Source organism: Achromobacter animicus, from assembly GCF_902859585.1.
Classification (GTDB): domain Bacteria; phylum Pseudomonadota; class Gammaproteobacteria; order Burkholderiales; family Burkholderiaceae_B; genus Achromobacter; species Achromobacter animicus.
Genome location: NZ_CADIJM010000001.1, coordinates 414695 through 441370 on the forward strand (window position 1 = coordinate 414695; position 26676 = coordinate 441370).

Sequence of the window (26676 nt, forward strand, 5' to 3'; positions counted from 1 at the left end):
CTCAGCGCTTTTGCAGCTTGGGATTGAGCGCGTCGTTCAGGCCGTCGCCGACCAGGTTCAGCGACAGCACGGTAAGCATGATGGCCACGCCGGGCACGGCGCAGATGTACCAGGAGGATCGGATCAGGCTGCGGCCTTCGCCCACCAGCCGGCCCCAGCTTGCGATGTTGGGATCGCCCAGGCCCAGGAAGGACACCACCGACTCGTAGAGGATGGCGCCGGCCACGACCAGCGACGACATCACGATGACCGGCGGCAGCGCATTGGGCAGGACTTCTGCGGCGGCGATGCGCCACGGGTTCATGCCGACGGCGCGGCAGGCCTGCACGAACTCGCGCTCCTTGAAGGACAGGAATTCCGCGCGGGTCAGGCGGGCGATCGGGGGCCAGGACACCACGCCCACGGCGAGCGTGATGTTCTCGATTCGCGGTCCCAGCACCGACACGACCGTCAGCACGAACACCACATTGGGAATGATCTGGAACAGCTCGGTCAGGCGCATCAGCCCCTCGTCGATCCAGCCGCCCGCCCACGCAGCGGCCGCGCCGACGGTGACGCCGATCAGCGTGGCGGTGGCGGCGGCCACCAGGCCGATCAACAGCGTGGCGCGCGCGCCGTGGGCAATCAGTGCGGCGATGTCGCGGCCCATGGAGTCCGTACCCAGCGGATAACGCCAGGACTCGAACGGCCAGATCTCGGGCGCGCCCACGATGCGCAGCGGATTGACGGGGTATAGCCAGTCGGCGCTGGCCGCCACCAGCGCGACCAGCAGCAGGAGCAGCGCGCCCGCCACGGCGCCGCGGTTGCGGGCAAAGCGCACGGCGAATGCGTCCGGCCGACGGGCGGCCGGCGCGCCTGCAGGAATAGTTGCAGCGGAAGGTGCGGACATGTCAGGCGGCCTTGATGCGCGGATCCAGGCGCGTATATGCCAGATCCACGAAGATATTGGCGATGATCACGACGACCGAACTGAGCACCAGGATGCCCAGCACGACGGGATAGTTGCGGCTCATGACGCTGTCGAACAGCACCGCGCCGATGCCGGGCCAGCTGAACACCGACTCGATCACGATGCTGCCGCCCAGCACGGCGCCCAGTTGCAGGCCCAGCAGGGTGACGATGGGAAGGACGGCGTTGCGCAACACGTGGCGCAGCACCACGGCGACGCGCGTCAGACCCTTGGCGTAGGCGGTGCGCACGTAATCCATGCGGCTGACTTCCAGCATCGATGCGCGCATCACACGCGCGTAGGCTGCCGAATAGAACAAGCCGAGTGCCACCGCCGGCAACGCCAGATGATGCAGGATGTCCAGCGCCTGCCGCCACAGCCCGCCGTCCAGCCCGATGGTGACCATGCCGCCCACCGGAAACCAGCCCAGCTTCACCGAGAACATGATGATCAGCATGATTCCCAGCCAGAAGCTCGGCGCGGCAAAGCACAGCACGGCGAAGGCGGACACGGCGCTGTCCCACCATGTGTTGACCTTGACGGCCGACACGATGCCGGCCGCCACGCCCACCAGCACGGCGATGGCAATGCTGGCCAGCATCAGCACCAGCGTGGCGGGCAAGTGCGCCAGGATGACGTCCAGCACCGGCAGGTTATGCCGGTAGGAATAGCCCAGGTCCAGCTGCGCGACCGACCCGATGTACTTGAGCAACTGCACTGCCGGTGGCTGGTCCAGCCCGTAGGTCACGCGCAGGCGCTCGATCAGCGCCGGGTCGGTGACCTGCTGCTCGGCTGTCATGACATCCAGGAAGGTCCCCGGCACGGACTGGATCAGGGCAAAGTTCAGGACCACCACGCCCAGCAGCAGCGGGATGGCCTGAAGCAGCCGGCGCGAGATCAGGCGCAGAGCCATGTCGTCCTCAGGCCTGCAGCCAGACGTCGGCCAGCGTCTCGCCCTGGACGTTGGCGCCGGTCGTGAAGTTGCGCACGTTCTTGCCGGCCAGGGTGAACGACTGGATTTCCACCAGCGGCACGATCGGCACGTCGGTGGACGCCAGGCGGGCGAACTGCGCGGCCAGCTTGCGGCGGGCCTCCGGATCGGTTTCGACGGCCAGCTTGCCGACGATGCCATCCATCTCCGAACTGGAATAGCCCGTGGCGTTGCGGAACGCGGCGCCCTTGACGATGCCGTCGGTCGTGAAGAACTGCGTCACGGTGGGCACCAGCTCCAGCGGTGACGTGAAGTTGGACACCGCGATGTCGTAGTCGTATTCGCCATAGATGCGCTTGAGCGCGGTAGCGCGGTCCACGGAATCGAGCTTCACGGCGATGCCCACGTCTTCCAGCGCCTGCTTCAGGTACTGGCCGAGCTTGGCGTTTTCCTCGAACCAGGCCGCGGCCAGCAGGTTGACGGTGAAGCGCTTGCCGTCCTTGACCGGCAAGCCTGCCGCATCCAGCAGGACGGCCGCCTTCTTCGGATCGAAGGCATAGCGCGGCACGTCCCCGGTGAAGAACAGCGGATTGCTGCTGAAGATGGGCGCAATCGCCGGCTTGCCGCGGCCGTAGTAGATGGTGTCGACGATGAACTGGCGGTCGATGGCGTGCAGAATGGCTTGGCGGACCTCGCGGCGGTTGACGATGTCGCGCCGCTGGTTGAACTCGACGGTGACCGTCCACGCGGTGTTCTGATAGCCGCGCGTGTCCACGACAACCTTGCCGGTCTTGACCAGCCGGTCGATGTCGCGGGCCGGCACCGGGTTGGAATAGGCCAGGCCCAGCTCGCCGGTTTCCAGCGCCGCACCGCGCGAGGCCGGGTCGGCCCACCAGCGGATCACCAGCTTGTCCAGGTTCGGCTGCGTGGCGTTCCAGTACTTGTCGTTGCGCAGGTACTCGACATGGCTGCCGCGCACCCACTTGCCGTACTTCCACGGACCCGTGCCCACCGGCGTGTTGTTCAGCGGGTTGGTGATGAGGTCCTTGCCGTCGTACAGGTGCTTGGGCACCAGCAGCTGGTATTGGCCAGACAGCGTGGACTTCAGGAAGAACTCGGGCACCGGCGCATTGAAGGTCAGCACGACCGTGTGCGGGTCGGGCGCCGTGGCTTCTGTCAGCGACTTGAGCGCGATGCCCGCGGAAATGGGCTTCCAGTGCTGCAGCACGTTGTAGACCACGTCGGCCGACGTGAATGGCGTGCCGTCGTGCCAGGTGACGTTTTCGCGCAGCTTGATCGTGTAGCTGCGGAAATCGGCGGCCGGCGTGACCGACAGGGCCAGTGCGGGCTGGAACTTCAGGTCGGCGTCCAGCTTGAGCAGGCGTTCCAGGATCTTGGTGGATGTCTGGAACGGGCTGGAACCACCGCCACCGGGCACGAACAGGGCTTGCGGCTCCAGCCCGCCCCACGTGGCGACGAGCGTGCCGCCGCGGCGGGCGGGGCCGGCGTCGGACCCGGGGCGGTCCGTGGCAGCGAGCAGCGTGCGCGGCGTGACGCCCAGGCCGGCCGCAGCCAGACCGCCGGCGGCGGAGCGGGTCAGAAAGGCGCGCCGTCCGGCGCGGGTTGCTTGTTTCATGACGGAAGTCCTTGTCTTGAGCGCGCGGCTCAGCCCTGGCTGAGCGTGGCGTAGGTGGCGCGGCCGATGGCCACCAGCGCGCCCTGGTCGTTGTAGAGGTCGACGTCGGCCACACCCACGCTGCGGCCGTTGCGGCGCACGCGTGCCACCGCGGTCAGCGAGGTATTGATGGCAGGGCGCAGATAGTCGACGCGAAAGTTGATGGTGGGCAGGCCGCGTCCAAGCAGCATGCCGACGGCAAAGTCGCCGACCGTGTCGATCACGGCGGCCAGCGGACCGCCATGCCATTGGCCGCTCTGCGCGCCGCGTTCGAACTCCGGACGGAAGGGGGCGACCACGGTCAGTTCACCCTGTTCGTGGTCGACGTTGCGTACCGACAGGTCCAGCCACGCAATGAAGGGCGATCCGTCGAACTTGGCCTGGATATCCACGGCGTTCAGCTGCGCGCTCATGACGCCACCAGCACTTTGCCGACGATCTTGCGATCTTCCAGCGAGGCCAGCGCCTCGGCGCCTTGTTCCAGCGGCCACACGCGGTCCACTTCGACGCGCAGGCGGCCATCGCGCACCAGCGCCAGCAGCTCGTGCAGGTCCTCGCGGTCCCAGCCGTTGGAGCCGCGGATCTGCAGCTCGAAAGTCCAGATGTAGCGCAGGTCTTCCTTGGGATCGAAGCCCGCCGTCGCGCCGCAGGTCAGGAGGCGTCCGCCCAGGCGCAGGCAGCGCAGGGACTTCACCCACGTGTCGCCGCCCGTGAAGTTCACCACCACGTCCACGCCGCCCGGCTTGCCGCCGCGCCGGCGCGAGGGCTTGCCGAAGCGTTCCTGCACGGCCTTCAGGAAGTCTTCCTCGGTGTACAGGATGATGTGATCGGCGCCTAGCGCGCGCAGCGCTTCGCCTTTCTCCGGCGTGCCGGCGCAGGCGATGACTTCGGCGCCCGCCAGCTTGGCGAGCTGCACCGCGCACACGCCCACGCCGCCGCTGGCGCCCAGGATCAGCACCTTTTCGCCGGCCTGGACCTGGCCGATGCGGTTCATCATGCGCAGCGCGGTGCCATAGGCCACCGGCAGCGCCGCGGCCTGCTCGAAGCTGACTTCGTCGGGCAGGCGCAGGAGCTGGTGCGCGGGCACGCGGCACAGCTCGGCCAGTCCGCCGTGGATGGTCTCGCCGACCAGTCCGCCATCCACGCGGTCGATCGGGTCGACCAGCACGCGGTCGCCGGCCTTCCAGTCGTGCACGTTCTCGCCGGTCTTCACGATCTCGCCGGCCACGTCCAGGCCAATGATGACGGGGAAGGGCAGCTTGATGCCGGGCATGCCGCGGCGGGTGAAGACGTCGTGGTAGTTCAGGGACGAAGCCTTGACGCGGATCACCACGTCATCGGGGCCGGCCACGGGATCGGGGAAGTTGGTTTCCAGGCGCAGCTTTTCGTTGCCGCCGTGCTCACGCAAAACAATCGCTTTCATGAATGCCAGATAAAAGGGGATTTAGAGAAAGGAAGTCACCAGCCCGCGACGCCGTCGATGGCCTGGCGGGTGATGTGCAGGCCATGCGAGACGACGCTGCGCCGCCACACGCTGGATACCGGTACAAACGCGTCCACCAGGTCCGCGCGCAGTTGCGCATCGCGGGCGGCATCGGGCGTCTGCGGCGCCTTGAAGCGCAGCCATTGGTCCAGCCGCAGCGCGGGCCGCATCTGCAGACCGCGCGTGCCGAATTCGACGACCGCGCCGGCCAACGGACGATCGCCCAGGGCCTGCTGCACGCCGCGGAACACCAGGCCCTGATAGTCGGGGCGTGCCAGGCCGTGCGGGCGCTGGTCGCGCACGCGTTCAGTACCCCACCAGCGCGCGGCCTGCGTTTGCTCGGCGCTGTCTTCGTCGTTGAAGCACAGGAAGAAGGGCTCGCCGTATTCGCCGATGCCGGTGTGCCAGTCGATGAACGCGACACGCTCGCTGGCCGCCAGGTGCTCGTCCACAATGCGCCGCAGCGTGCGGTTGGACCATTCCGGCCCCTGGCCGCCGTAGACGAGGCCGTCCGGATGCGTGTACTGGCCGCTGGCCGTCACGTTGAACAGGGTATCCGCGCCATGTGTGGCCTTGAACGTGTCCAGCGCCTGCGCGGCGGCCTCGTGCGTGGCCTCGGTCCATTGCGCCGGAATCAGGTGGGGATGCAGCGTCGCGTAATGCGGATTGGCGGGATAGGGCCGCGTGTGGTCGACGAAGTTGCGATTCAGGTCGACGTTGTTTTCGGTGGTGCGGGTGTCGTGGGCGTAGCCGTACGGGTTCAGCGCGTGCACCAGGACGACGTTCACGTCGTCGGGCAGGAGCTTCGCGCCGTCGGCGGCCAGCCATGCGCGCTGCACCGCGGACCCGGCCGCGCCTTCGAGCCCGTGGGTGCCGCTGATCGCAAGGTGCGTGCGCGGGGCATCGCGGCGGCCCAGGATCGCGACGTCCACGCTCAACGCGTCGCCCTGCGGGTCCTTGAGCGTGGGGTGTTCATAGCGGAACAGCGCGGCCCCGCGCGCGGCCGCGTCGTCGACGAAAGCCTGCCGCGCGGACGAATAGTCGTTGGCAAAGCAGTTCCAGTAATCGGGCAGGGGCTGGCTCATGTCACGCCTCCTGCACGAAGACCTGCAACGCGCCGCCGGCGTCGTCCGGCGCCACTACCAGTTCGCCGCGTGCGTTGGCGCGGTACGTCACCTGGTTGGCGTCAAACAGCGCGCGTGTCTTGTCCAGATTCCGAACGCCGATCACGGAGCCCGCGAACCATCCGCCCTGCGACGCGGCGGGTAGGCCGGTGGGCACGCGAACCTGCGGGTAGCGCGGCTCGAACGCGGCGGGCGTTAGGAAGTCGATGCGCAGGCTTCCGCGTCGCACCTGCAGACCGCCGTCGGGCAGGTCACTGGTCGCGATGGCGCCGAAGACGCGCTCGTAGCCTGCGCGCAGCGAACGGGGCTCGGGATGCACGACGATCAAGGACTCGATGCGGCGCGCGCCGTTGGCGTGGTCCTGCCATTCGGGGCGGTAAACCAGATGGCGCGTCAGATGGCCGCAGGTGAAGAAGTCGGGCACGCCAAGCAGGCCAGCCGGAAACTGGGTGTTGTTCCAGGCCGCGTCTTCACTGCCCTCAGGCAGATGCACCGGGCGGCCGCCGCTGATGGGCGGTTCGGCATCGATGCCCAACTTCGCCAGTTCCGCATGCACGGCCGTGCTGTCTGTGGTCTGCAAGGCAGTGGCCACCGGGCCTTCGTACGCATCGTCAAACCCGCCGAAGCGCGATTGCGCCTTGAGTTCTTCGGGGAACGTCAGCAGTTCAAGATAGTTGGCATCCAGAATGATCGTCTGGTTGCGCGTGCCGCGATGGTGCCGGCCCTGCGGGGCCAGGCTGAAACCCAGCTTGACGTAGCGGTCGGTCGCCGCCTGCAGGTCGTTGACCCGGATGATGTAGTGGTCCAGGCCCGTGACTGAAGGAAGGGACATCGGTATTCCTGTATGCGCTTAGAGAAAGACGCAGTCTGGCCGATGCGCCGTCGCGCTAGAACGATTGAATTCTCATGTCGATATCTGATTTCTGATTCGGCGCCCCTGGGCCGCAGCGGGGCTGCAGCGGCATATTCAAATCACTAATACGCATTCCGGGGGGATGCGGGGCGGCAGCGCCGCGTTCTGGTTCTTTCGGCCGCTTGTTGCGGAGACGCCAAGCAATCCCCAAAAGAAAAAGCCGCCTTGCAGGAAGGCGGCTTGAAGCACTGCTTACCGGTTTTTCAGCGCGTCAATGCAGGATCTGGCTCAGGAACAGCTTTGTCCGTTCGCTCTGCGGATGATCAAAGAAATCGTCCGGATTGTTTTCCTCGATGATCTCGCCGCGGTCCATGAAGATCACGCGGTTCGCCACCTTGCGCGCGAAGCCCATTTCGTGGGTCACGCAGATCATCGTCATGCCGCTTTCCTGCGCCAGCGTCACCATCACGTCCAGCACTTCCTTGACCATTTCCGGGTCCAGCGCCGACGTGGGCTCGTCGAACAGCATGACCTTCGGGTTCATGCACAGCGACCGCGCGATCGCCACGCGCTGCTGCTGCCCGCCGGACAACTGGCCGGGAAACTTGGCGGCCTGATCGGGAATGCGGACGCGCTCCAGGTACTTCATGGCCGTGGCCTCAGCCTGGGCGCGCGACTGCTTCAGCACCCACATCGGGCCCAGTGTCAGGTTTTCCAGCACCGTGAGGTGCGGGAACAGATTGAAGTGCTGGAACACCATGCCGACTTCGCGGCGGATGGTCTCGATGTGCTTGAGGTCGCTGGTCAGCTCGGTGCCGTCGACGATGATCTGGCCCTTCTGGTGTTCCTCCAGCCGGTTGATGCAGCGGATCATCGTGGACTTGCCCGAGCCCGACGGGCCGCACACCACAATGCGCTCGCCCTGGGCGACGTTCAGATTGATGTTGCGCAGCACGTGGAACTGGCCGTACCACTTGTTCACGTCCTGCAGACGAATGATGGCATCGGACATGCCTGTTCTCCTTCGGGTTTACCGGGCGTGCCCGGTGGCCAGGCGCTGCTCGAGCGCGCGGCTGTATTTGGACATGGAATAGCAGAAGACGAAGTAGATCAGCGAGATGAAGAGATAGGCCTCCACCCCGAAACCTCGCCATGCCGCGTCGGACAGAGCCGCCTTGGCCGCCAGCGTCAGATCGAAGATGCCGATGATCACGACCAGCGACGTGTCCTTGAACAGGCTGATGAAGATGCCCACCAGCGGCGGGATCACGATCTTGAGCGCCTGCGGCAGGATGATCTTGCGCATCTGCTGCCAGTAGTTCAGGCCCAGCGAATCCGCGCCTTCATACTGACCCTTCGGAATCGCCTGCAGGCCGCCGCGCACCGTTTCCGCGATGTAAGCCGCGGCAAACATGATGATCGCGATCTGCGCGCGCAGCAGCTTGTCGATGGTGAAGCCCTCCGGAAGGAAGAGCGGCAGCATGACCGACGACATGAACAGCAGGCTGATGAGCGGCACGCCACGGATCAGCTCGATGTACACGACGCACAGGGCCTTGATGGCCGGCATCTTAGAGCGGCGTCCCAGCGCCAGCAGCACGCCGATCGGAAACGCGAAGGCAATGCCGAAGGTCGCCAGGATCAGCGTCAGCGGCAGGCCGCCCCAACGGGCGTTCTCGACGTAGGCCAGGCCAAACACGCCGCCCCACATCAGCACGGACACGGCCGCCAGTCCCAGCGTCCAGATGAGCGCCAGCTTGCCGTTCCAGAAACGGCGCATGCCGCTGGCTACGATCACCGCGATCAGGATGCCGGTGGCGATCAGCGGACGCCATTGCTCGTCGAACGGGTAGGTGCCGAACAGGATGAGCCGGTGCTTTTCAACGATGAACGCCCAGCAGGCGCCGCCCGCGGTGCGGCATTCCTGCGCGTTGGTGGCGTCAAAGCTCGCCTTGATGAAGGCCCATTCCACCAGCGCCGGCACGGCCATCAAGAGGCACCATGCCAGCAGCACGGTGATCAGGATGTTGAGCGGCGAGGAGAACAGGCGCGACCGCATCCAGGCCCAGGCGCCGGTTTGCGCGCCGGGCGGAGCGACATTGGCGCTCAGGGTTTGCGTAGTGCTGCTCATCTCAACGCTCCACCAGCGCGATGCGCTTGTTGTACCAGTTCATGAATATCGAGATCGACAGGCTGACCGTGAGATAGGCGGCCATGATGATGAGGATGCCCTCGATGGCCTGGCCCGTCTGGTTCAGCGTGGTGTTCACCACCGACACGATGTCCGGATAACCGATGGCCACCGCCAGCGAGCTGTTCTTCAGCAGGTTCAGGTATTGGCTGGTCATCGGCGGGATGATGACGCGCAACGCCTGCGGCAGGATCACCAGGCGCAGCACCAGCCGGCGCGGCAGACCGAGCGAACCGGCCGCTTCCCACTGGCCGTTGTTGACAGCCTGGATGCCCGAGCGCACGACTTCGGCGATGAAGGCGGAGGTGTAGACAGTCAAGCCCAGGAAGAGGGCGACGAACTCCGGCGAGAGCGTCAGGCCGCCCACGAAGTTGAAGCCCTTGAGCGCGGGCATGTCCAGCGTCAGCGATGCGCCGCTGGCGAGCCAACCGACGACCGGAAAGGCGACCAGCAGGCCGATGGCCGTGCGTCCCAGCTTGAACGGCTGTCCCGTCGCTTCCTGGCGCTTGGTGGCCCAATGACCCACGGCGATGATCGCCAGGATGGCCAGCCCCAGTCCGCATAGCACCCAGTCCAGCGATGCGCCTTCCAGCCCCGGCACCTTGAGGCCGCGGTTGGAGATGAAGACGCCCGGCAGCGGGTTATGCGCCTGGCGCGGGCCCGGCATGTTCTCGGTGATCAGCGCATACCAGAAGAACAACTGCAGCAGCAGCGGCACGTTGCGCATCACCTCGACGTACACCGAGGTGATCTTGTTGACCAGCCAGTTCTTGGACAGGCGGCCGATGCCGATGAAGACGCCCAGGACGGTCGCGGCGATCAGCGCCAGCAGGCCCACGCGCAGCGTGTTCAGGATGCCGGCGAAGATGGCGCGTCCGTAGGTGTCGGCGGGCGTGTAGGCGATGACGGATTCGCCGATGGCAAAGCCGGCCTCGCGGTTGAGAAAGCCGAAACCCGTCGCGATGTTGCGCAGCGACAGGTTGTGCAGCGTGTTGTGGACCAGGAACCAGACGGCGGCCCCGACGAGCGCCAGGGCCAGCGCCTGGTACACCAGCGCCCGCGTAGCCGGATCGTTCCAGGAAACCCGGCGCGGCGGCCGCTGCACCGGGTGTTGAGCGGTGTGCTGCGCCACAGTTCAGCCCGCCATCAGGGCGCTGACCGCGACGGCCAGACGGTCCATGCCTTGCTCGATGACCTCGGTGGAGGTCGCGAACGAGAAGCGCACGTACGGCGACAGGCCATACGAACCGCCGTCGATCACGGCCACGCCCGCTTCGCGCAGGAAGAACAGGCTTACGTCCAGGTCCGTCTTCAACTCGCCGTCGGGACCCTTCTTGCCGATCAGGCCCTGCACATTGGCGTACACATAGAACGCGCCGTCCGGCATGGCGCACGAGATGCCGGGGATGGCGTTCAGGCGGCTCACGATGAGGTCGCGGCGCTTCTTGAAGATCCCGACCATTTCCGTGACGCTGGACTGGTCGCCTTCCAGGGCTGCCTGCGCCGCCGCTTGCGAGATCGCGCTGGGGCACGAGGTGCTTTGCGACATGACGGTGCTCATGGCCTTGATCAAATCGGCAGGGCCGGCGCCGTAGCCGACGCGCCAGCCGGTCATGGCGTAGGACTTGGACATGCCGTTGACGATCAGCGTGCGCTCAACCAGCCTGGGTTCGACCTGCACGGGCGAGGCGTGGGCCTGGCCGCTGTACGTGAAGGGCGCGTAGATCTCGTCGCTCAGAATCCACACGTGCGGATGGCGCAGCAGCACGTCGGTCAGCGCGCGCAGCTCGGTGGCGCTGTAGACGGCGCCGCTGGGGTTGCTGGGCGAATTCAGGATCAGCCAGCGCGTGCGCGGCGTGATGGCCGCTTCCAGCGTGGCGGCGTCCAGCTTGAAGCCTTGCGACTCGGGGCCGGTGACGACGACAGGCTTGCCTTCGCCCAGCAGCACCATGTCCGGATAGGAAACCCAGTACGGCGCGCAAACGATCACTTCGTCACCCGGCTCCAGGCTGGCGGTCAGCGCGGCGGCGATGATCTGCTTGGCGCCGGCGCCCACGGTGATCTGGTCCATGCCGTAGCGCACGCCCACGGTCTGTTCGAGGCTGTTGGCGATGGCTTTGCGCAGTCCCACGGTGCCGTTCGGGCTGGTGTAGCGGATGTCGCCGCCCGCGATGGCTTCCTGGCCGGCGCGCGCGATGTGCGCGGGCGTGGGCATGTCGGGCTCGCCCAGCGTGTAGTCGGCGATCTCGCGGCCCTGGCGGCGGAGTTCGTCCACGACGATCTTGGCGGCCATGCTGGGCGAGGGTTTGATCTGTTTGAGTCGGGCGTTGACGATGCTGTTCATGGTGTTGCTGCGTAAAGAGTGTTCTGGCGCGGGCGTGCCCGCAGGCCGGGGAAATGAAGCGCGGCCCCGCACAGGGCGGAGCCGCGGGAGCGATGCTTAGCGCACCGGCCAGCCGTACATCAGGCCGCCTTGCGTCCACAGCTTGTTCAGGCCGCGGTCCAGCTTCAGCGGGCTGTCCTTGCCCATGGCGCGGTCATAGCTTTCGCCGTAATTGCCGACTTGCTTGATGATGTTGTAGGCCCACTTGTCGTCCAGGCCCAGGTTCTTGCCCATGCCCGGCGTCACGCCCAGGATGCGCTGGACGTTCGGGTTGGTGCTCTTCAACATTTCATCGACGTTCTTGGACGTGATGCCGTATTCCTCGGCTTCCAGCATCGCGTTCAGCGACCAGCGCACGACGTTGAACCACTGCTCGTCGCCTTGGCGGACCATGGGGCCGAGCGGTTCCTTGGACAGGTTCTCGGTCAGGATTTCCCAGTCGTCGGGCTTGGCCAGGCGCGTGCGCATGTTGGCGGCGGTATTGGACTTGTCGTTGGTGTAGGCGTCGCAGCGGCCCGATTCCAGCAGACGGAAGTTTTCGTCGTAGTTCTCGACCAGCACGGGCTTGAACGTCAGACCGCGGCTGCGGAAGTAGTCGGCCAGGTTCAGTTCGGTGGTGGTGCCGGGCTGCACGCAGATGGTGGCGCCGTCCAGTTCCTTCACGCTCTTGACGTTCATCGCCTTCTTCACGATCAGGCCCTGGGCGTCATAGAAGTTCACGCCCACGCCGATCAGGCCCAGCGTGGTGTCGCGGGTCAGGGTCTGCGTGGTGTTGCGCGACAGCATGTCGATCTCGCCGGATTGCAGCGCCGTGAACTTCGCCTGCGCGGTCAGCACGTTGCCCTTGACCTTGGAGGCATCGCCAAACATTGCGGCCGCGACGGCGCGGCACATGTCCACGTCCAGGCCGGTCCATTCGCCCTTGCTGTCGAGCACCGAGAAACCGGGAATGCCGGCAAAGCCGCACTGCAGGAAGCCCTTTTTCTTGACGGCGTCAAACGTCACGCCGGCCTGTGCGCCAGACGCGACGCACAGCAGGGTTGCCGCAACGGCGGAGCTCAGAAACTTGCGCATGGAGATTTCTCCTGGGGATCGAAAGTGATTGAAAAGCGGAGGGGTCGAAAACGGCCAAGCGTGCGGGGTCCGCCCCGGCAAGCCGGGGAGGGTGCGTCGCGCATTCGGACGGGGTACGGGAATTGGGGGAAAAGCGCCGGCTCGTGGCCGGTCAGGCGGTGCGCCGGTGAATGCGCGTGGCGTAGGGGTGGTACGTACTGCGGAGGGTAAGAATGGGGCTCATCGGCGGCACTGGTACGGCAGGTCTTACGGATCGCGGAAGACGCAGGCAGTACTGAAGCCGCGTCGTATTACGTTATGCAATAAGACGTATGATGGCAGCCGTCATACAAGTAAACAAGTAAGGGGATTCCCGTAATTGGCATTACGGGAGGGCACGCGAGCGTGGCTTAAATCGCTGGGGGATGGGACAGCAGCTTGCGGTACCGCGCGATGCTGTCGCCCAGGTGGCGGGCCATGGCGGCGCGCGCGGCGCCGGGGTCGCGGCGCATGATGGCCGTGAGGATGGCTTCGTGCTCGCGCACGTTGCGCGTCTCGTACATTTCAAGCTCTTCGGGCGTCTTGCCGCCGTGCTTGATGTTCAGATCGAGCATGACGTCGCGCACCGCCGCCTTCAGCAGGGCCGGAAAATGCGGGTTGTTCGACGCTCGGGCGATCGACAGGTGGAATTCATAATCGGCCTTGACGGCGGCTTCCATGTCGCGCGTAGCGCGGTTGAAGGCGTCGAAGGCTTCGACGATGCCGCTCAGATCCGCCGCGCTGCGGCGCTCTGCCGCCAGTCCACAGGCTTCCACCTCCAGGCCCGCGCGCAATTCCATGATGTGCAGCGCCCAACGTGGATCCGTGGCGGGTTCGACGACAAAATCGATGGGCTTTTCGCGGTCTTCGGTCACGAAAACACCGATGCCGGGCTTGCTGACCAGGCGGCCGCTCAGGCGCATGGAAGCCACGGCTTCGCGGATGACGGTGCGGCTGACCTCGAATTCGTCGCACAGCGCGTGCTCGGAGGGCAGCTTGTCGCCGGCGCGGTACTGGCGCCCATCAAGGCGCTTGGTCAGTTCCTCGATAACGAAATCGGTCAGGCGCGAGCGGGGTGGCCGGGCGGGAGTTTGCATTGTCTCTCTTATAGGGAAAATCGCTGCGGGCGAGGCTGGCGGCCTGGCGCGCAGCCGCAAGTGTACGCGTTCCTCAGATGCCCCACGGGTGTCCGGCCCGATGGGTTCGGCCGCGCCGATAGCACGCGACCGCAAGGATGCACTGGGGCCATATGACAACATACGGGGCGAAATCCGCCAACTTTTCTTTGCATCAAGAAGCAAAACGCCCTCCAGGGGAGGGCGTTCTGGCGGCTAGTCACGCACGGTCAAGTGCGGACGGTTTATTCGGCGCCGGACTTCTTGATCAGCGCGTGCAGCATTTCCATTTCTTCGCCGGTCAGGTCGGTCAGCGGTGCGCGCACCGGGCCGGCGTCGTGGCCGACCAGCTTGGCGCCGGCCTTGACGATGCTGACGGCGTAGCCGGCCTTGCGGTTGCGGATTTCCAGATACGGCAGGAAGAAATCGTCCAGCAGGCGGTTGGTGGTGTCGCTGTCGCCGGCGGCGATGGCGTTGTAGAACTCCATGGCCATCTTGGGCACGAAGTTGAAGACGGCCGACGAGTAGACCGGCACGCCCAGCGCGCGGTAGGCGGCGGCATAGACTTCAGCGGTGGGCAGGCCGCCCAGGTACGAGAAGCGGTCGCCCAGCTTGCGGCGGATGCGGACCATCGATTCGATGTCGCCGATGCCGTCCTTGAAACCGACCAGGTTGGGGCAGCGATCAGCCAGGCGGGCCAGGCTGTCGGCCGACAGACGCGACTGGGCGCGGTTGTAGACGATGACGCCGATGTTGACGGACTTGCAGACCTGCTCGACGTGGGCGGCGATGCCGTCCTGCGAGGCTTCGGTCAGGTAGTGGGGCAACAGCAGAACGCCCTTGGCGCCTTGGCGCTCGGCTTCTTGTGCGTAGGCGATGGCGGTGCGGGTGGGGCCGCCGGCGCCGGCCAGGATCGGCACTTTGCCTTTGCAGGTCTGCACGGCGGTGCGAATGACGTCGGAATACTCATCCGGGGCCAGCGAGAAGAACTCACCGGTGCCGCCAGCGGCGAACAGGGCGGTGGCGCCGTAGGGAGCCAGCCATTCCAGACGAGCTGCGTAGCTCTTGGCGTTGAAATCGCCGTTCTGGTCGAAGTCGGTCACGGGGAAGGAGAGCAATCCTTCCGAGACGATGGCTTTGAGTTCCTGGGGAGTCGTCATGGCTGTCTTCCAAATATGAGGAATGGGTATTGAAAAGGCGGTATGCCGTGGCCGCGGCGTTGTTCGATCCGCGATGTCAGTCATCGTACAACATATAAGTCGGGCATACAACGGCTTCGCAGGAGAAATGTTGTCGTACAACAAGCCGAGTGTATCTTTTGAATCTAGGAATTTCCCTATATTGAACGGAGAAGTCGGCCGCGCTATCCTCAGCGCTAATTGTCGTACGACAACGTACAAGAACGGCGACAATTCCCAATCTCTAGGAGACAAGTTTGAAGGCATTCCCCCTGTTGAGCCGCCTGTCGGCCGTCCTGGCCGTCGCCACCGCTTTTGCCGCACCTGTCCACGCCGCTGATGACTGGCCGTCTGCGAAGGCCATCACGCTGGTGGTTCCGTTTGCGGCGGGCGGCACGTCCGACATTCTGGGGCGCTTGATCGCCCAGGAACTGGGCACGACGCTCAAGCAGACCGTCGTCGTTGAAAACAAGGGTGGCGCCGGTGGCGTACTGGGCGCGGACGCCGTGGCGCGCGCCAAGCCGGACGGCTACACGCTGCTGCTGGGCACGATCGCCACGCACGCGATCAACCCGTCGCTGCTGCCCAGCATCAACTACAACGCGGCCAAGGATTTCTCGCCCGTGATCCTGCTGGGCAGCATTTCCAATGTGCTGCTGGTGGGCGCGAACCAGCCCTATAAGAGCGTGCAGGATGTCGTTGCCGCCGCCAAGGCCAATCCCGACACGATCGCCTTCGGCTCGGCCGGGCAGGGCACGTCGCAGCATTTGTCGGGCGAAGTGTTCAAGCAGCTGACGGGCGCGCACCTGACGCACGTGCCGTACCGCGGCAGCGCGCCGGCCATTTCGGACCTGATCGGCGGGCAGATCCCCAGCTCGTTCGAAACCGCCCTGGTCGCGTTGCCGTATGTGCAAAGCGGCAAGGTCCGCGCGCTGGCGGTCACGTCCGCCAAGCGCACCGCCGTGCTGCCGGACGTGCCCACCATGCAGGAAGCCGGCGTGCCGGGCTTTGACGTCAGCAGCTGGCAGGCCATCTACGCCCCGGCAAACACGCCGCCGGCCGTGGTCGAAAAGCTGAACAAGACGATCGCCGAGATCGTGGCCAAGCCGGAAGTCACCGCCAAGATGCAGGGCCTGGGTCTGGCCTACACGCCGAATACGCCGGCGGAATTCACGGCATTCCAGGCGGCCGAGCAGGCCAAGTGGGCCAAGATCATTGCCGATGGAAAGTTGAAGGCGCAGTGATTGCGTTGTCAGGTATGAAAGCCTGGCGCGGGGAGTCGATCCTCGCGCCAGGTTTTTTTATTGGGTTGGAGTTTTGACGGGGTGAATCGGGGTTTGCAATGGGCGTCTCAGTAGGTGTCTGACACCGGCGCGAAATGACGTAGGCCCCGGGCCGCGTGAGGCGGCGCCGGGGCCTGTGATCGGTTCAGTGTGACGCCCGAAATCCAGGCGTCAACCCATTACGCCTTGACCAGCGTGCCGTCCACCATGCGCGTCAGACCCAGCGGGTTACCGCGCTGGACGCCTTCCGGCAGCAGGCCGTCGGGCAGGTCCTGGTAGCAGACCGGACGCAGGAAGCGACGGATCGCCGTGGCGCCCACCGACGTCGAGGCCGGGTTCGACGTGGCCGGGAAGGGGCCGCCGTGGACCATGGCGTGGCTGACTTCCACGCCGGTCGGGTAGCCATTGGCCAGGATGCGGCCAGCCTTGCGTTCCAGCACGGGCAGCAGGGCGCGGGCGTCGTCCAGGTCGGCGTCGTCCACGAACAGCGTCGCGGTCAGTTGGCCTTCCAGGTGCTCGGCCACGGCGCGGACCTGCGCGGCGTCCTTGCACGCGACAACCAGCGAAGCGGGGCCGAACACTTCGGCTTCCAGCTCGTGCGAGGCCAGGAACTGGTCGGCGCTGGCGCCGAACACCACGGCGCCGGCGGCGTTGCATGCCGGGTTCGAGGGTTCGCCGCGGCCGACCGTCGACACGCTGGCGTGGCGCGCGAGGGCGTCCGCGCCTTGCTCGTAGGCCGAGAAAATGCCCGGCGTCAGCATGGTGGCGGCGCCCTTGGCCTTGACGGCCTCGGCGGCAGCCTGGCGGAAGCGGTCCAGCGCCGGACCTTCGATGCCGATCACCAGGCCAGGGTTCGTGCAGAACTGGCCCACGCCCATCGACAGCGAATCCACGAAGCCCTTGGCGATGGTCTCGGCGCGCGCTTCCAGCGCGGCGGGCAGCAGGAAGACGGGGTTGATGCTGGACATTTCCGCGTAGACGGGAATCGGCACGGGGCGGGCGTTGGCGGCGGCGACCAGCGCCAGGCCGCCGCGGCGCGAGCCGGTGAAGCCGATGGCCGTGATGGCCGGGTGCGTTGCCAGTGCGGTGCCGATTTCATTGCCGGCGCCAAACAGCAGCGAGAACGTGCCTTCCGGCAGACCGTGCTTGGCGACGGCTTGCTGGATGGCGCGGCCGACCAGCTCGGACGTGCCGGGGTGGGCATTGTGCGCCTTGACGATCACCGGGCAACCGGCGGCCAATGCCGACGCGGTGTCGCCGCCCGCAACCGAGAAGGCGAGCGGGAAGTTGCTGGCGCCGAACACCACCACGGGGCCCAGGGGAACGTTGGCCAGGCGCAGGTCGGCGCGCGGCAACGGCTGGCGCTCGGGTTGGGCCGGGTCGATGGTGGCGTCCAGGAAATAGCCGTCGCGCACCACGCGGGCGAACAGACGCAGCTGGCCGACCGTGCGGCCACGCTCGCCTTGCAGGCGGGCGACGGGCAGGCCGGTTTCCTGGTGCGCGCGCTCGATCAGCGCGTCGCCGATGGCCACGATGTTCTCAGCGATGCTTTCCAGGAATTGGGCGCGCGTTTCCAGCGGCAGGGCGCGGTACGGGTCAAAGGCGACGCGGGCCAGTTCGGCGGCGCGCGACACGTCGTCGGCGGAGCCGGCGGGGTAGGCGGGTTCCAGGCGTTCGCCGGTGGCGGGATTGATGGCGTGCTGGGCAGCGCCCGCGCCCAGGACGGCGGTCGAGCCGATCAACATCTGGCCGGTCAGGTTCATGGTCATCTCCAAAAATAGGCGCCGATCCGAAGGATGGGCGTTGTCGCCCCCGACGGGTCCGGGGAAAAAAATGCCCCCGGACCGGGGGCAGATAGCAGGTGTCAGTGCGGACCGATTACTCGGCGCCGGACTTCTTGATCAGGGCGGCAAGCATTTCCATTTCTTCGCCGGTCAGGTCGGTCAGCGGTGCGCGCACCGGGCCCGCGTCGTGGCCGACCAGCTTGGCGCCGGCCTTGACGATGCTGACGGCGTAGCCAGCCTTGCGGTTGCGGATTTCCAGATACGGCAGGAAGAAATCGTCCAGCAGGCGGTTGGTGGTGTCGCTGTCGCCGGCGGCGATGGCGTTGTAGAACTCCATGGCCATCTTGGGCACGAAGTTGAAGACGGCCGACGAGTAGACCGGCACGCCCAGCGCGCGGTAGGCGGCGGCATAGACTTCAGCGGTGGGCAGGCCGCCCAGGTACGAGAAGCGGTCGCCCAGCTTGCGGCGGATGCGGACCATCGATTCGATGTCGCCGATGCCGTCCTTGAAACCGACCAGGTTGGGGCAGCGATCAGCCAGGCGGGCCAGGCTGTCGGCCGACAGACGCGACTGGGCGCGGTTGTAGACGATGACGCCGATGTTGACGGACTTGCAGACCTGCTCGACGTGGGCGGCGATGCCGTCCTGCGAAGCTTCGGTCAGGTAGTGGGGCAACAGCAGGACGCCCTTAGCGCCTTGGCGTTCGGCTTCTTGTGCGTAAGCGATGGCGGTGCGGGTGGGGCCGCCGGCGCCAGCCAGGATCGGCACCTTGCCCTTGCAGGTCTGCACGGCGGTACGGATGACGTCGGAGTATTCGTCGGGAGCCAGCGAGAAGAACTCACCGGTGCCGCCGGCGGCGAACAGGGCGGTGGCGCCGTAGGGGGCCAGCCATTCCAGACGAGCCGCATAGCTCTTGGCGTTGAAATCGCCGTTCTGGTCGAAGTCGGTCACGGGGAAGGAAAGCAAGCCTTCCGAAACAATGGCCTTGAGTTCTTGCGGAGTCGTCATGTTGCGCTCATCCCTAAATGGCCGTCGCAGGCGAAAGGTAGGTGCTTGCGAACGGGATGCGGTGGTAAAAGGTGAGTCATCGTACAACATCAATTTGCCGGATTCAAGGCGTGTCCCCATGTGGCGCAGCATTTACAAGGGGAAACCCGAAATTCCTTTCTAGAGCCTTTCAGCGATATTCTCTTGGTTGTACGATAACGTACGGTGCCCGCAGCGGGGCATCCATCAGGCTAAAGGATTCATCATGCAGGTTGCAGTCGAGCAGGCGCCCGTTCTCATCAAGATTCATCCCGACGACAACGTCGCCATCGTGGCCAACGATGGCGGATTGCCGTCGGGAACCGTTCTGCCCGATGGGCTTCAGTTGGTCGACGCCGTGCCGCAAGGGCATAAGGTTGCCCTGACCGATCTGGCCGAGGGCGACGAGGTCCGGCGCTACAACGTGGTGGTCGGCTACGCCGCCAAGGCGCTGCCGCGTGGCAGTTGGATCAACGAGCGCGTCACCACGATGCCGACGGCCCGCACGCTGGAAGACCTGCCGGTCTCCACGCGGATTGCGCCGCTGCCGCCGCTCGAGGGCTACACCTTCCAGGGCTATCGCAACGCGGACGGCACCGTCGGCACGCGCAACATTCTTGCCATCAGCACCACGGTGCAGTGCGTGCAGGGCGTGGTCGAGCACGCGGTCGCGCGCATCCGCCGCGAACTGCTGCCGCTGTATCCCAACGTTGACGACGTGGTGGGCATCGAGCACACCTACGGCTGCGGCGTAGCCATCGACGCGCCCGGCGCGGCGATTCCCATCCGAACGCTGCACAACATCGCCCGCAACCCGAACTTCGGCGGCACGTCCATGGTCGTCAGCCTGGGCTGTGAAAAGTTGCAGCCGGACCGCCTCCTGGCGCCCACCGCCATTCCGATCCGCGCCGGCGAGGGCATGGGCGGCGACGGCGTGGACACCATCGTCCTGCAGGACGAAGAGAACATCGGCTTCGATTCGATGATCCAGCTCATCATGCGCACTGCCGAGCGCCACCTGCAGAAGCTCAACGCCCGCCAGCGCGAAACCTGCCCGGTGTCGGACCTGACCGTCGGCGTGCAGTGCGGCGGCAGCGATGCGTTTTCCGGCGTGACGGCCAACCCGGCCGTGGGTTTTGCCACCGACCTGCTGGTGCGCGCGGGCGGCACGGTGATGTTCTCCGAGAACACCGAGGTGCGCGACGGCATCGACCAGTTGACTGCCCGCGCCGAAACGCCCGAAGTCGCGGACGCGCTGATCCGTGAAATGGCCTGGTACGACGCGTACCTGCAGCGCGGCATGGCCGACCGCAGCGCCAACACCAGTCCCGGCAACAAGAAGGGCGGCCTGTCCAACATTGTCGAAAAGGCCATGGGGTCGATCGTCAAGTCGGGTTCCTCGCCGATTCATGGCGTGCTGTCGCCCGGCGACCGCCTGACACGCAAGGGCCTGATCTTTGCGGCCACGCCCGCCAGCGACTTCATCTGCGGCACGCTGCAACTGGCTGCCGGCATGAACCTGCACATCTTCACCACCGGCCGCGGCACGCCCTACGGGCTGGCGCAGGTGCCGGTCATCAAGGTCGCCACGCGCTCGGCGCTGGCCCGCCGCTGGCACGACCTGATGGACGTGGATGCCGGCGTCATCGCCACCGGCCAGGCCTCGATCGAGGAAGTGGGCTGGCAGCTCTTTCAGATGATGCTGGACGTGGCCAGCGGCAAGAAGCAGACCTGTGCGGAAAAACTCAAGCTGCACAACGCCTTGGCGCTGTTCAACCCGGGCCCCGTGACCTGATCGGGGACCCAATCCGTCCGTAGCGCCATCGCAGAATAAAACCACCGAGAGGAGACAGCCGATGGAAATTGACCCGCAAGTCCAGGCCGGCCGGCGCCGGCTGCTGGGCGCCGCGCTTGCACTGGCCCCCGCCAGTCTGGTGCACGCGCAGTCTTTCAGCTTCACCCCGCAGCAGCGCTACCCGGACCCCTCGGTCCGGATCCTGGACCCGGAATTCGCCAAGTACCGCATCTACAGCAGCAGCGTGGAGCAGCTTGCGACCGGCTTCCGCTGGCTGGAAGGTCCGGTGTGGTTTGGCGACGGGCGTTATCTGCTCGCCTCGGACATACCCAACAACCGCATCATCCGCTGGGACGAAACCACCGGCCAAACCAGCGTGTTCCGCCATCCGTCCAATTTCAGCAACGGGCTCGCGCGGGATCGCCAGGGCCGCCTGCTGGCCTGCGAACACCTGACGCGCCGCGTCACGCGCACGGAGTACGACGGCAGCATCACGGTGCTGGCGGACCGCTTTGACGGCAAGCCGTTCAATTCCCCCAATGACATCGTGTGCCAGCGCAATGGCGCCATCTGGTTCACCGACCCGCCCTTCGGCATCGGCGGACACTGGGAAGGCGACAAGGCCACGCCCGAGCTGCCGCATTCCGTCTATCGCATCGATCCGGCCAACGGCCGTGTGACGCTGGCGCTTGCCGACCTGGCCGGTCCCAACGGCCTGTGCTTTTCGCCCGACGAGAAAGTGCTGTACATCGTCGAATCGCGTCACCAGCCCAATCGCGTGATCTGGGCCTTTGACGTGGGCGCGGACGGCGCGTTGTCCAACAAGCGCCTGCACGTTGACGCGCAAGGGCCCGGCGCCATCGACGGCATCAAGTGCGACGAGGCCGGCAACCTGTGGTGCGGCTGGGGCAGCAACGGCTCGCCCGACGCCAAAGCCGAGGACCTGGACGGCGTGATGGTGTTCAACCCCGCTGGCAAGGCCATCGGCCACATCCGACTGCCGGAACGCTGCGCCAATCTTTGCTTTGGCGGCGCCAAGCGCAACCGCCTCTTCATGGCGAGCAGCCATTCGCTCTATGCCCTGTACGTGGAGACCCGCGGCGCGGCATAGGCACATCCCCACCGCGGCCTCTCCAGGCCGCGGGACACTTCAACACACATACCAAACAGTGTGGAGACAGCATGAACCCGAGCAAGAGACAGTTCCTGGGCAGCGCCGCGGCGCTTTGCCTGACGCCCCTGGTGCCGGCATGGGCCCAATCGGCGGAATGGCCGACGCGTCCCGTGCGCATCGTCGTGCCTTACCCGCCCGGCGGCTCGTCGGACATCATCGCGCGCATCCTGGCGCCCCGGCTGGCCGAAGTGCTCAAGCAGACCGTGGTCGTCGAGAACAAGCCCGGCGCCAACGGCAACCTGGGCGCCGGTCTGGTGGTGCAGTCGGCTAACGAAGGCCACACGGTCCTCTTGTGCGACGTCGGCGCGCTGGCGATCAGCCCGTCCGTCTACACGAAGCTGACCTTTGATCCGTCCAAGGACCTGCGAGCCGTCGGCATGCTGGCATATTCGCCGCACGTGCTGGCCGTGCACCCGGACGTGAAGGCCAAGACCGTGCAGGATCTGGTCGAGCTGTCCAAGAAAGAACGCATCAACTTCGCCGTCACTGCGATCGGCAGCGCGCCTCACCTGGCGGCCGTCGCGGTTCAGCAGGCTACCGGCGCGCAGTGGGAATACGTGCCGTACAAGGGCGGTTCGCAGGCCGTCACCGACACCATCGGCGGCCAGACGCAGATCATCATGAACGGGCTGCTGGCCACGCTGCCGCACATCAAGTCCGGCAAGCTGCGCGCGATCGCGATTTCCAAGAGCGAACGCATGAAGCTGGTGCCGGACATCCCCACCATCTCCGAGCAGGGCGTGAAGGGCTTTGAGTCCGGCACGTGGCAAGGCGTGATGGCCCCGTCCAACATGACCGACCCGGTGGCGGCCCGCCTGCAGATGCTGATGGCGCAGATCGTCACCCAGCCGGACGTTACGGCGCAGTTGAACGAGCAGGGCGCCGAGATCGTCACCAAGAGCCCGGCCGAACTTGCGCAGTTCTTCAGCAGCGAGCGCGCGCGCTGGGCCAAGGTCGTGGCCAGCACCGACATCCGCCTGGATTGAACGGCGCCGATCCCGCCTTGCTAGGGGCGGGGTTCGGGAGCACACTGGAATTGCGTCCAGGCTTCGGCCTGGACCGATTCCGTGGAGCCCGGTCAATGAAACCCTTGTTTGCCGCGTTGCTGGGGGCATTGGGTGCATTGTCGGCGCTGGCCGCTGCGCCTGCGCTGGCGCGCGATCCGCTTCCGACGGTGCCATCCCCGCCAACGTCAGCCCGCACCTTGCCGGATACGTGCCTGGGCACCGATTGCCCGCGCATTGTTGACCCGGGCAAGATCAATCGGGATTGTCTGGGCACCTCGTGTCCGGGGTCCCGCTATCCGTCGCCGGCGGCAACGCCCACGCGGCCGCAGGATCAGCCCGGGCTGAAGGCGCCCACCCGGACCTGGCTGCCGCCAATGCCGCCCCGGCCGGGTCAGACGCCAATAGGGCCGCTGACGCCAGCGCCCGCGCTGCCGCGATAGGCGCAGGGCTTGCGCATTATTCGTCGCCAGGCGGCATCACGAAACGGCATGGTGGACGCACGGCGCTCCAGGCCGCAGGTATGATGGCCTGCTTGCGCCTGTCAATCTCCGCGCCGGCCCACACGCGCCGGGCTTTCCGAAGACACCACACCCCATGAACGACCGCCTGCAGCAGACTCTGCGCCGCTTCGACGACTACAACGCCGCCGACCCCAACACGTTTACCTGGGAAGGCGAATCCTGTCCGCAGGAGCTGTTTCTTGCGCAAAAGCTGCACGAATGGGTCATGAAGCTGGCGCCCGATGCTTCCGAACCGCTGATCCTGGCGTCCCGGTGCCAGCACATCGGCCGCTGGGAGATCGCACGCGCCAGCTATCCCGAAGGCCGCATCGGCTACCTGACGTGGCGCAAGGCGCTGGCACGGCATCACGCCGGCATCGCGCAGGAGATCATGAAGGAAGCAGGCTATCCGCAGGCAGATTGCGAGCGCGTGGCGGCGATTCTGATGAAGCAGGGCATCAAGCAGGATCCGGACGTGCAGGTCATGGAAAACGCGCTGTGCCTGGTGTTCCTGCAATACCAGTACGAGGCCTTTTACCCGGCCCACGAAGACAAGATCGTCGAGATCCTGCGCAAGTCCTTGCTGAAGATGGACGGCGCGGGGCATCAGCAGGCCATGACGCTGACCTATTCCGAGAAGGGCATGGGCTACATCAAGCAGGCGCTGGCGGCGCTGGAGCCGGCAGGCTAGATACAGTCGCATCAATGCAGAAAGGCCTGCGCCAGACCGGGAAACATTGTCCCGGCCTGGCGCAGGCCTGAATTGCTTTTGGCGGGCTTATTCGGACGCTTGGGGCGTGACGTCTGCCTGGTTGGCGTCAGTGGGCGTGACGTCTGCGGACGTCGCACCGGCGGCCTTCGTGTCGGCGGCTTTCACCTCTGCGGCTTTCACATCCACGGCTTTCACATCAGCGGACGGCACGTCGGCTGGTTGCGTGTCAGGGGCGGCGTCAGCAGCCGGCGCCGGGGTCTGCTCAGCAGCCGTCTGCGCCTTTTTCTCGGCCCGTGCGCGGGCGGCGTTGCGCGACGCGTTGCGAGATGCCATGCGCTTGGCGTGACGCGCTTCGTTGGCGGTCACGGCGCCGGCGGGTTCGCCGTTCAGGTCCACGCGCGGCGCGTCCTCGACCATGCTGGCCCAGTAGCGGCGGCCATCGCACCAGGTCTTGACGGCTTCCTTGATCTGCGCCTCGTCGAGCTGCAGCTGCTCGGCGTGTTGCACCAGGTCCGCCAGCACGCCCAGCTTGAGCGGCAGCTTGGGCGCGGGGTTCTTCGGGAAAGCCTTGGGAAAGTGACGTTGCAGGCGCGAAATGGCGACGACCACGGGATCGACCGGCGTCTCGCGCTTTTCGGGACGCGGCGCACGCTGGCCCTTGTCGCCGCCTTGCGCGCGCTTTGCCTTGTCGCCGCCTTGCGGACGCGGACCCTTACCGGCGCCTTGCGGGCGGCGCGGCTTGTCCGTGCCTTGCGGTCGCGATTCGTTCTTCGAGCCTGCCTTGTCAGGCGACTGCTTGATAAGCAATTCCCGGATCGCGGCTAATTGTTCTAGTCCCATGTGCTACACAAAAAAAAGGTTGAGGCGGCGAGCGTATCCGCTGCGCCGCCAGTTGTCGGCCTTTCAGCAGCCCTGAAAACTTCTACCCGGAGATGACCACGAGCAGCGCCAGCGACAGCAGGATGCCGAACGCGGCCAGGGCAAACGGCAGTAGTAGAACATACACGCCGCGTTCTTGCCCCCGTCCATGCGCCAAACCGGCCGCAATCGACATCCGGACCGGCGAAAAAATCCCCATCGACGTGCCCGAGACGTGCAGCAGCGCGGCGGCCGCGGGCACGTTCAGACCGGCCTGAAGCGCTAATGATAGCTGGGAAGACATGAACAGGCTGTTCGGCGCATTGCCGCTGTTGGCCAGAATGCCGAACGCGCCGGCCAGAAGCGGCGTGATCAGGATAGTCCAGTCGCGCAGGCTCGAGAATAATCCATCGGCATACGCCCGGGAAATGCCCGCGCCCGCGAGTACCTCGGCCATCATTGCAAACAGAAAGACGGACATGACGGCATGACGTCCTGTCATCCACGCGGCGCGTGCCTGAGCCCGCAGCGCGCCCGGGTGGCGTTGCCAGGCGGCCATGGCTACCGCGCCCGCGATCAGCCAGCTTCCGGCGTGCAGAAAAGGCATCCAGGCCGGCAGGTCCGCATAAGGCTTGAAATCGGCCACGCCGGCAAGGCCGCGATTCAGGCCGGGGACGAGCCGCGTAGCCACCAGCCAGGCGATGAGGGCGATGTAGGGCAGGGCGCGGCGTGCGGCGTCCAGCGCTTGCCCGCGATCGGGCCTTCGGTCCGCCAGGAAGCGCAGCACGATCAGCGGACCATAGGCAGCCAGCAGCGCCGTTTCCGGTCCCAGCAGTGCGGTCGCTGCCGTCAGCAAGGCCAGGCTCGCGGCCATCCAGCCCGCTTCACGCCCCAGTTCGGCCGCAGGCGCGGACAGCGCCGCGCGTGCGGCAGTGCGCCAGTACAACGCCAGCCACACCCCCATCAGCAGCGCCACGGGCACCATGCTGTAAAGAGCAAGCTGCGTGGCCGGCACCCGCGCGTAGGCCGAGGCCAGCAACGTGCCGCTTCCCATCGCGCCCCACGGGATCAGCGTCTGGCTGAGCAGCGCGAACACCATGGTCTCGCGCGGCTTCAGGCCCAGCGGGCGGATCAGCATCACCGTTCCCAGCATGCCCACACCGAAGCCCGTGGCGGACTCGGCAAACGGGCCGACCAGGAAACAGGCGAAGAAGAGCAGCCGGCGCCGTGCGAGGGGTTCGAGACGCATGGCGTCCGGCGGATTGCCTGCCGCGCCCTTGCTCATGCCGCCCTGCGCCGCCATCTGCCAGAACAGCAGGCCGCCGAGGATGTAGGGGGTGATGATCCAGCCGATCCAGAGTCCGCGTTCCAGGGCAACGGCCAGTTGCGCCAGCGAGAACGGCGCGGGCGCGGCGAGCAGGGCGATGGGCAGCGCCGCCAGCAGGCCCAGCGCGGCGGCGATGGTCGTGTTGACGCGCCCGCTCGCGATCGCGGCGATCACGGTCAGCGCCGGCAGGGACCACAGCAGGTACATCATGAAAGAAACATCCGCATCGCCCGGG

At 66.2% G+C, this 26676-nt stretch carries 23 protein-coding genes; 5 read left to right on the top strand and 18 right to left on the bottom strand.

The window, feature by feature from the left end; translation table 11 throughout:
• Position 1 precedes the first annotated feature (1 nt).
• The 14 genes from HV681_RS01875 to kdgD (HV681_RS01940) all read right to left on the bottom strand — a co-directional run bounded on the left by HV681_RS01875 (position 2) and on the right by kdgD (HV681_RS01940) (position 14956).
• Positions 2 to 889 carry an ABC transporter permease gene (locus HV681_RS01875; protein WP_175121448.1) on the bottom strand — a complete coding sequence of 296 codons (888 nt, stop codon included), beginning with the start codon at positions 887 to 889 and terminating at the stop codon, positions 2 to 4.
• A 1-nt stretch (position 890) separates the two neighbouring features.
• Entirely contained in the window at positions 891 to 1862 is a 972-nt protein-coding gene (locus HV681_RS01880; RefSeq protein WP_175121449.1) for an ABC transporter permease, read from the bottom strand.
• 7 nt (positions 1863 to 1869) lie between these two features.
• Entirely contained in the window at positions 1870 to 3516 is a 1647-nt protein-coding gene (locus tag HV681_RS01885) for an ABC transporter substrate-binding protein (protein ID WP_175121450.1), read from the bottom strand.
• A gap of 29 nt (positions 3517 to 3545) precedes the next feature.
• Complete coding sequence (locus HV681_RS01890) at positions 3546 to 3968, bottom strand: PaaI family thioesterase (RefSeq protein ID WP_175121451.1); 423 nt, start codon at positions 3966 to 3968, stop codon at positions 3546 to 3548.
• Positions 3965 to 4978, bottom strand: coding sequence for a quinone oxidoreductase family protein (locus HV681_RS01895; RefSeq protein WP_175121452.1), 1014 nt, complete (start codon positions 4976 to 4978; stop codon positions 3965 to 3967). The genes HV681_RS01890 and HV681_RS01895 overlap by 4 nt, the downstream gene beginning before the upstream one ends.
• Positions 4979 to 5013: 35 nt before the next feature.
• Positions 5014 to 6123 (bottom strand): M14 family metallopeptidase, encoded by a 1110-nt coding sequence (locus HV681_RS01900; RefSeq protein WP_175121453.1) that lies wholly within the window; start codon positions 6121 to 6123, stop codon positions 5014 to 5016.
• Between the two features lies 1 nt (position 6124).
• Entirely contained in the window at positions 6125 to 6994 is an 870-nt protein-coding gene (locus HV681_RS01905) for a VOC family protein (RefSeq protein WP_175121454.1), read from the bottom strand.
• A gap of 292 nt (positions 6995 to 7286) precedes the next feature.
• Complete coding sequence (locus tag HV681_RS01910; RefSeq protein ID WP_056318048.1) at positions 7287 to 8027, bottom strand: amino acid ABC transporter ATP-binding protein; 741 nt, start codon at positions 8025 to 8027, stop codon at positions 7287 to 7289.
• 18 nt (positions 8028 to 8045) lie between these two features.
• Entirely contained in the window at positions 8046 to 9146 is a 1101-nt protein-coding gene (locus HV681_RS01915) for an amino acid ABC transporter permease (RefSeq protein ID WP_175121455.1), read from the bottom strand.
• 1 nt (position 9147) lies between these two features.
• Entirely contained in the window at positions 9148 to 10338 is a 1191-nt protein-coding gene (locus HV681_RS01920; protein WP_254594260.1) for an amino acid ABC transporter permease, read from the bottom strand.
• Positions 10339 to 10341: 3 nt separating this feature from the next.
• Positions 10342 to 11550 carry an aminotransferase class I/II-fold pyridoxal phosphate-dependent enzyme gene (locus HV681_RS01925; RefSeq protein WP_175121456.1) on the bottom strand — a complete coding sequence of 403 codons (1209 nt, stop codon included), beginning with the start codon at positions 11548 to 11550 and terminating at the stop codon, positions 10342 to 10344.
• Between the two features lie 96 nt (positions 11551 to 11646).
• Positions 11647 to 12663, bottom strand: coding sequence for an amino acid ABC transporter substrate-binding protein (locus HV681_RS01930; RefSeq protein ID WP_175121457.1), 1017 nt, complete (start codon positions 12661 to 12663; stop codon positions 11647 to 11649).
• 389 nt (positions 12664 to 13052) lie between these two features.
• Positions 13053 to 13778 (bottom strand): FadR/GntR family transcriptional regulator, encoded by a 726-nt coding sequence (locus HV681_RS01935; RefSeq protein ID WP_175121458.1) that lies wholly within the window; start codon positions 13776 to 13778, stop codon positions 13053 to 13055.
• Between the two features lie 263 nt (positions 13779 to 14041).
• Positions 14042 to 14956, bottom strand: coding sequence for a 5-dehydro-4-deoxyglucarate dehydratase (gene kdgD, locus HV681_RS01940; protein ID WP_175121459.1), 915 nt, complete (start codon positions 14954 to 14956; stop codon positions 14042 to 14044).
• 275 nt (positions 14957 to 15231) lie between these two features.
• On the opposite strand from kdgD (HV681_RS01940), the gene HV681_RS01945 reads away from it, so the two are divergent.
• On the top strand, positions 15232 to 16218 hold the full coding sequence (locus HV681_RS01945) for a Bug family tripartite tricarboxylate transporter substrate binding protein (RefSeq protein WP_175121460.1): 987 nt from the start codon (positions 15232 to 15234) through the stop codon (positions 16216 to 16218).
• Between the two features lie 218 nt (positions 16219 to 16436).
• Here the strand turns inward: HV681_RS01945 and HV681_RS01950 are convergent, their stop codons facing one another.
• The gene (locus HV681_RS01950) at positions 16437 to 18020 is read right to left on the bottom strand and encodes an aldehyde dehydrogenase (NADP(+)) (RefSeq protein WP_175121461.1); all 1584 of its coding nucleotides are present in this window, start codon (positions 18018 to 18020) and stop codon (positions 16437 to 16439) included.
• A gap of 115 nt (positions 18021 to 18135) precedes the next feature.
• Complete coding sequence (kdgD, locus tag HV681_RS01955; RefSeq protein ID WP_175121462.1) at positions 18136 to 19050, bottom strand: 5-dehydro-4-deoxyglucarate dehydratase; 915 nt, start codon at positions 19048 to 19050, stop codon at positions 18136 to 18138.
• 244 nt (positions 19051 to 19294) lie between these two features.
• Between kdgD (HV681_RS01955) and garD the strand changes: the two genes are divergently transcribed.
• The 4 genes from garD (at position 19295) to HV681_RS01975 (ending at position 24235) form a co-directional block, all read left to right on the top strand.
• Positions 19295 to 20863 (top strand): galactarate dehydratase, encoded by a 1569-nt coding sequence (gene garD, locus HV681_RS01960; RefSeq protein ID WP_175121463.1) that lies wholly within the window; start codon positions 19295 to 19297, stop codon positions 20861 to 20863.
• A 61-nt stretch (positions 20864 to 20924) separates the two neighbouring features.
• Positions 20925 to 21974, top strand: coding sequence for an SMP-30/gluconolactonase/LRE family protein (locus tag HV681_RS01965; RefSeq protein ID WP_175121464.1), 1050 nt, complete (start codon positions 20925 to 20927; stop codon positions 21972 to 21974).
• A 71-nt stretch (positions 21975 to 22045) separates the two neighbouring features.
• On the top strand, positions 22046 to 23023 hold the full coding sequence (locus HV681_RS01970; protein WP_175121465.1) for a Bug family tripartite tricarboxylate transporter substrate binding protein: 978 nt from the start codon (positions 22046 to 22048) through the stop codon (positions 23021 to 23023).
• Between the two features lie 615 nt (positions 23024 to 23638).
• A complete protein-coding gene (locus HV681_RS01975) occupies positions 23639 to 24235 on the top strand; it encodes a DUF4202 domain-containing protein (protein WP_175121466.1) in 597 nt (198 codons plus the stop codon).
• An 87-nt stretch (positions 24236 to 24322) separates the two neighbouring features.
• Here HV681_RS01975 and HV681_RS01980 read toward each other — a convergent pair whose 3' ends face one another.
• Together HV681_RS01980 and HV681_RS01985 are read right to left on the bottom strand one after the other, a co-directional pair.
• Positions 24323 to 25096: a ProQ/FinO family protein gene (locus tag HV681_RS01980; RefSeq protein WP_254594864.1), complete on the bottom strand. Its 774-nt coding sequence runs from the start codon at positions 25094 to 25096 to the stop codon at positions 24323 to 24325.
• 82 nt (positions 25097 to 25178) lie between these two features.
• Positions 25179 to 26651, bottom strand: coding sequence for a hypothetical protein (locus HV681_RS01985; protein WP_175121467.1), 1473 nt, complete (start codon positions 26649 to 26651; stop codon positions 25179 to 25181).
• Between the last annotated feature and the right edge of the window lie 25 nt (positions 26652 to 26676).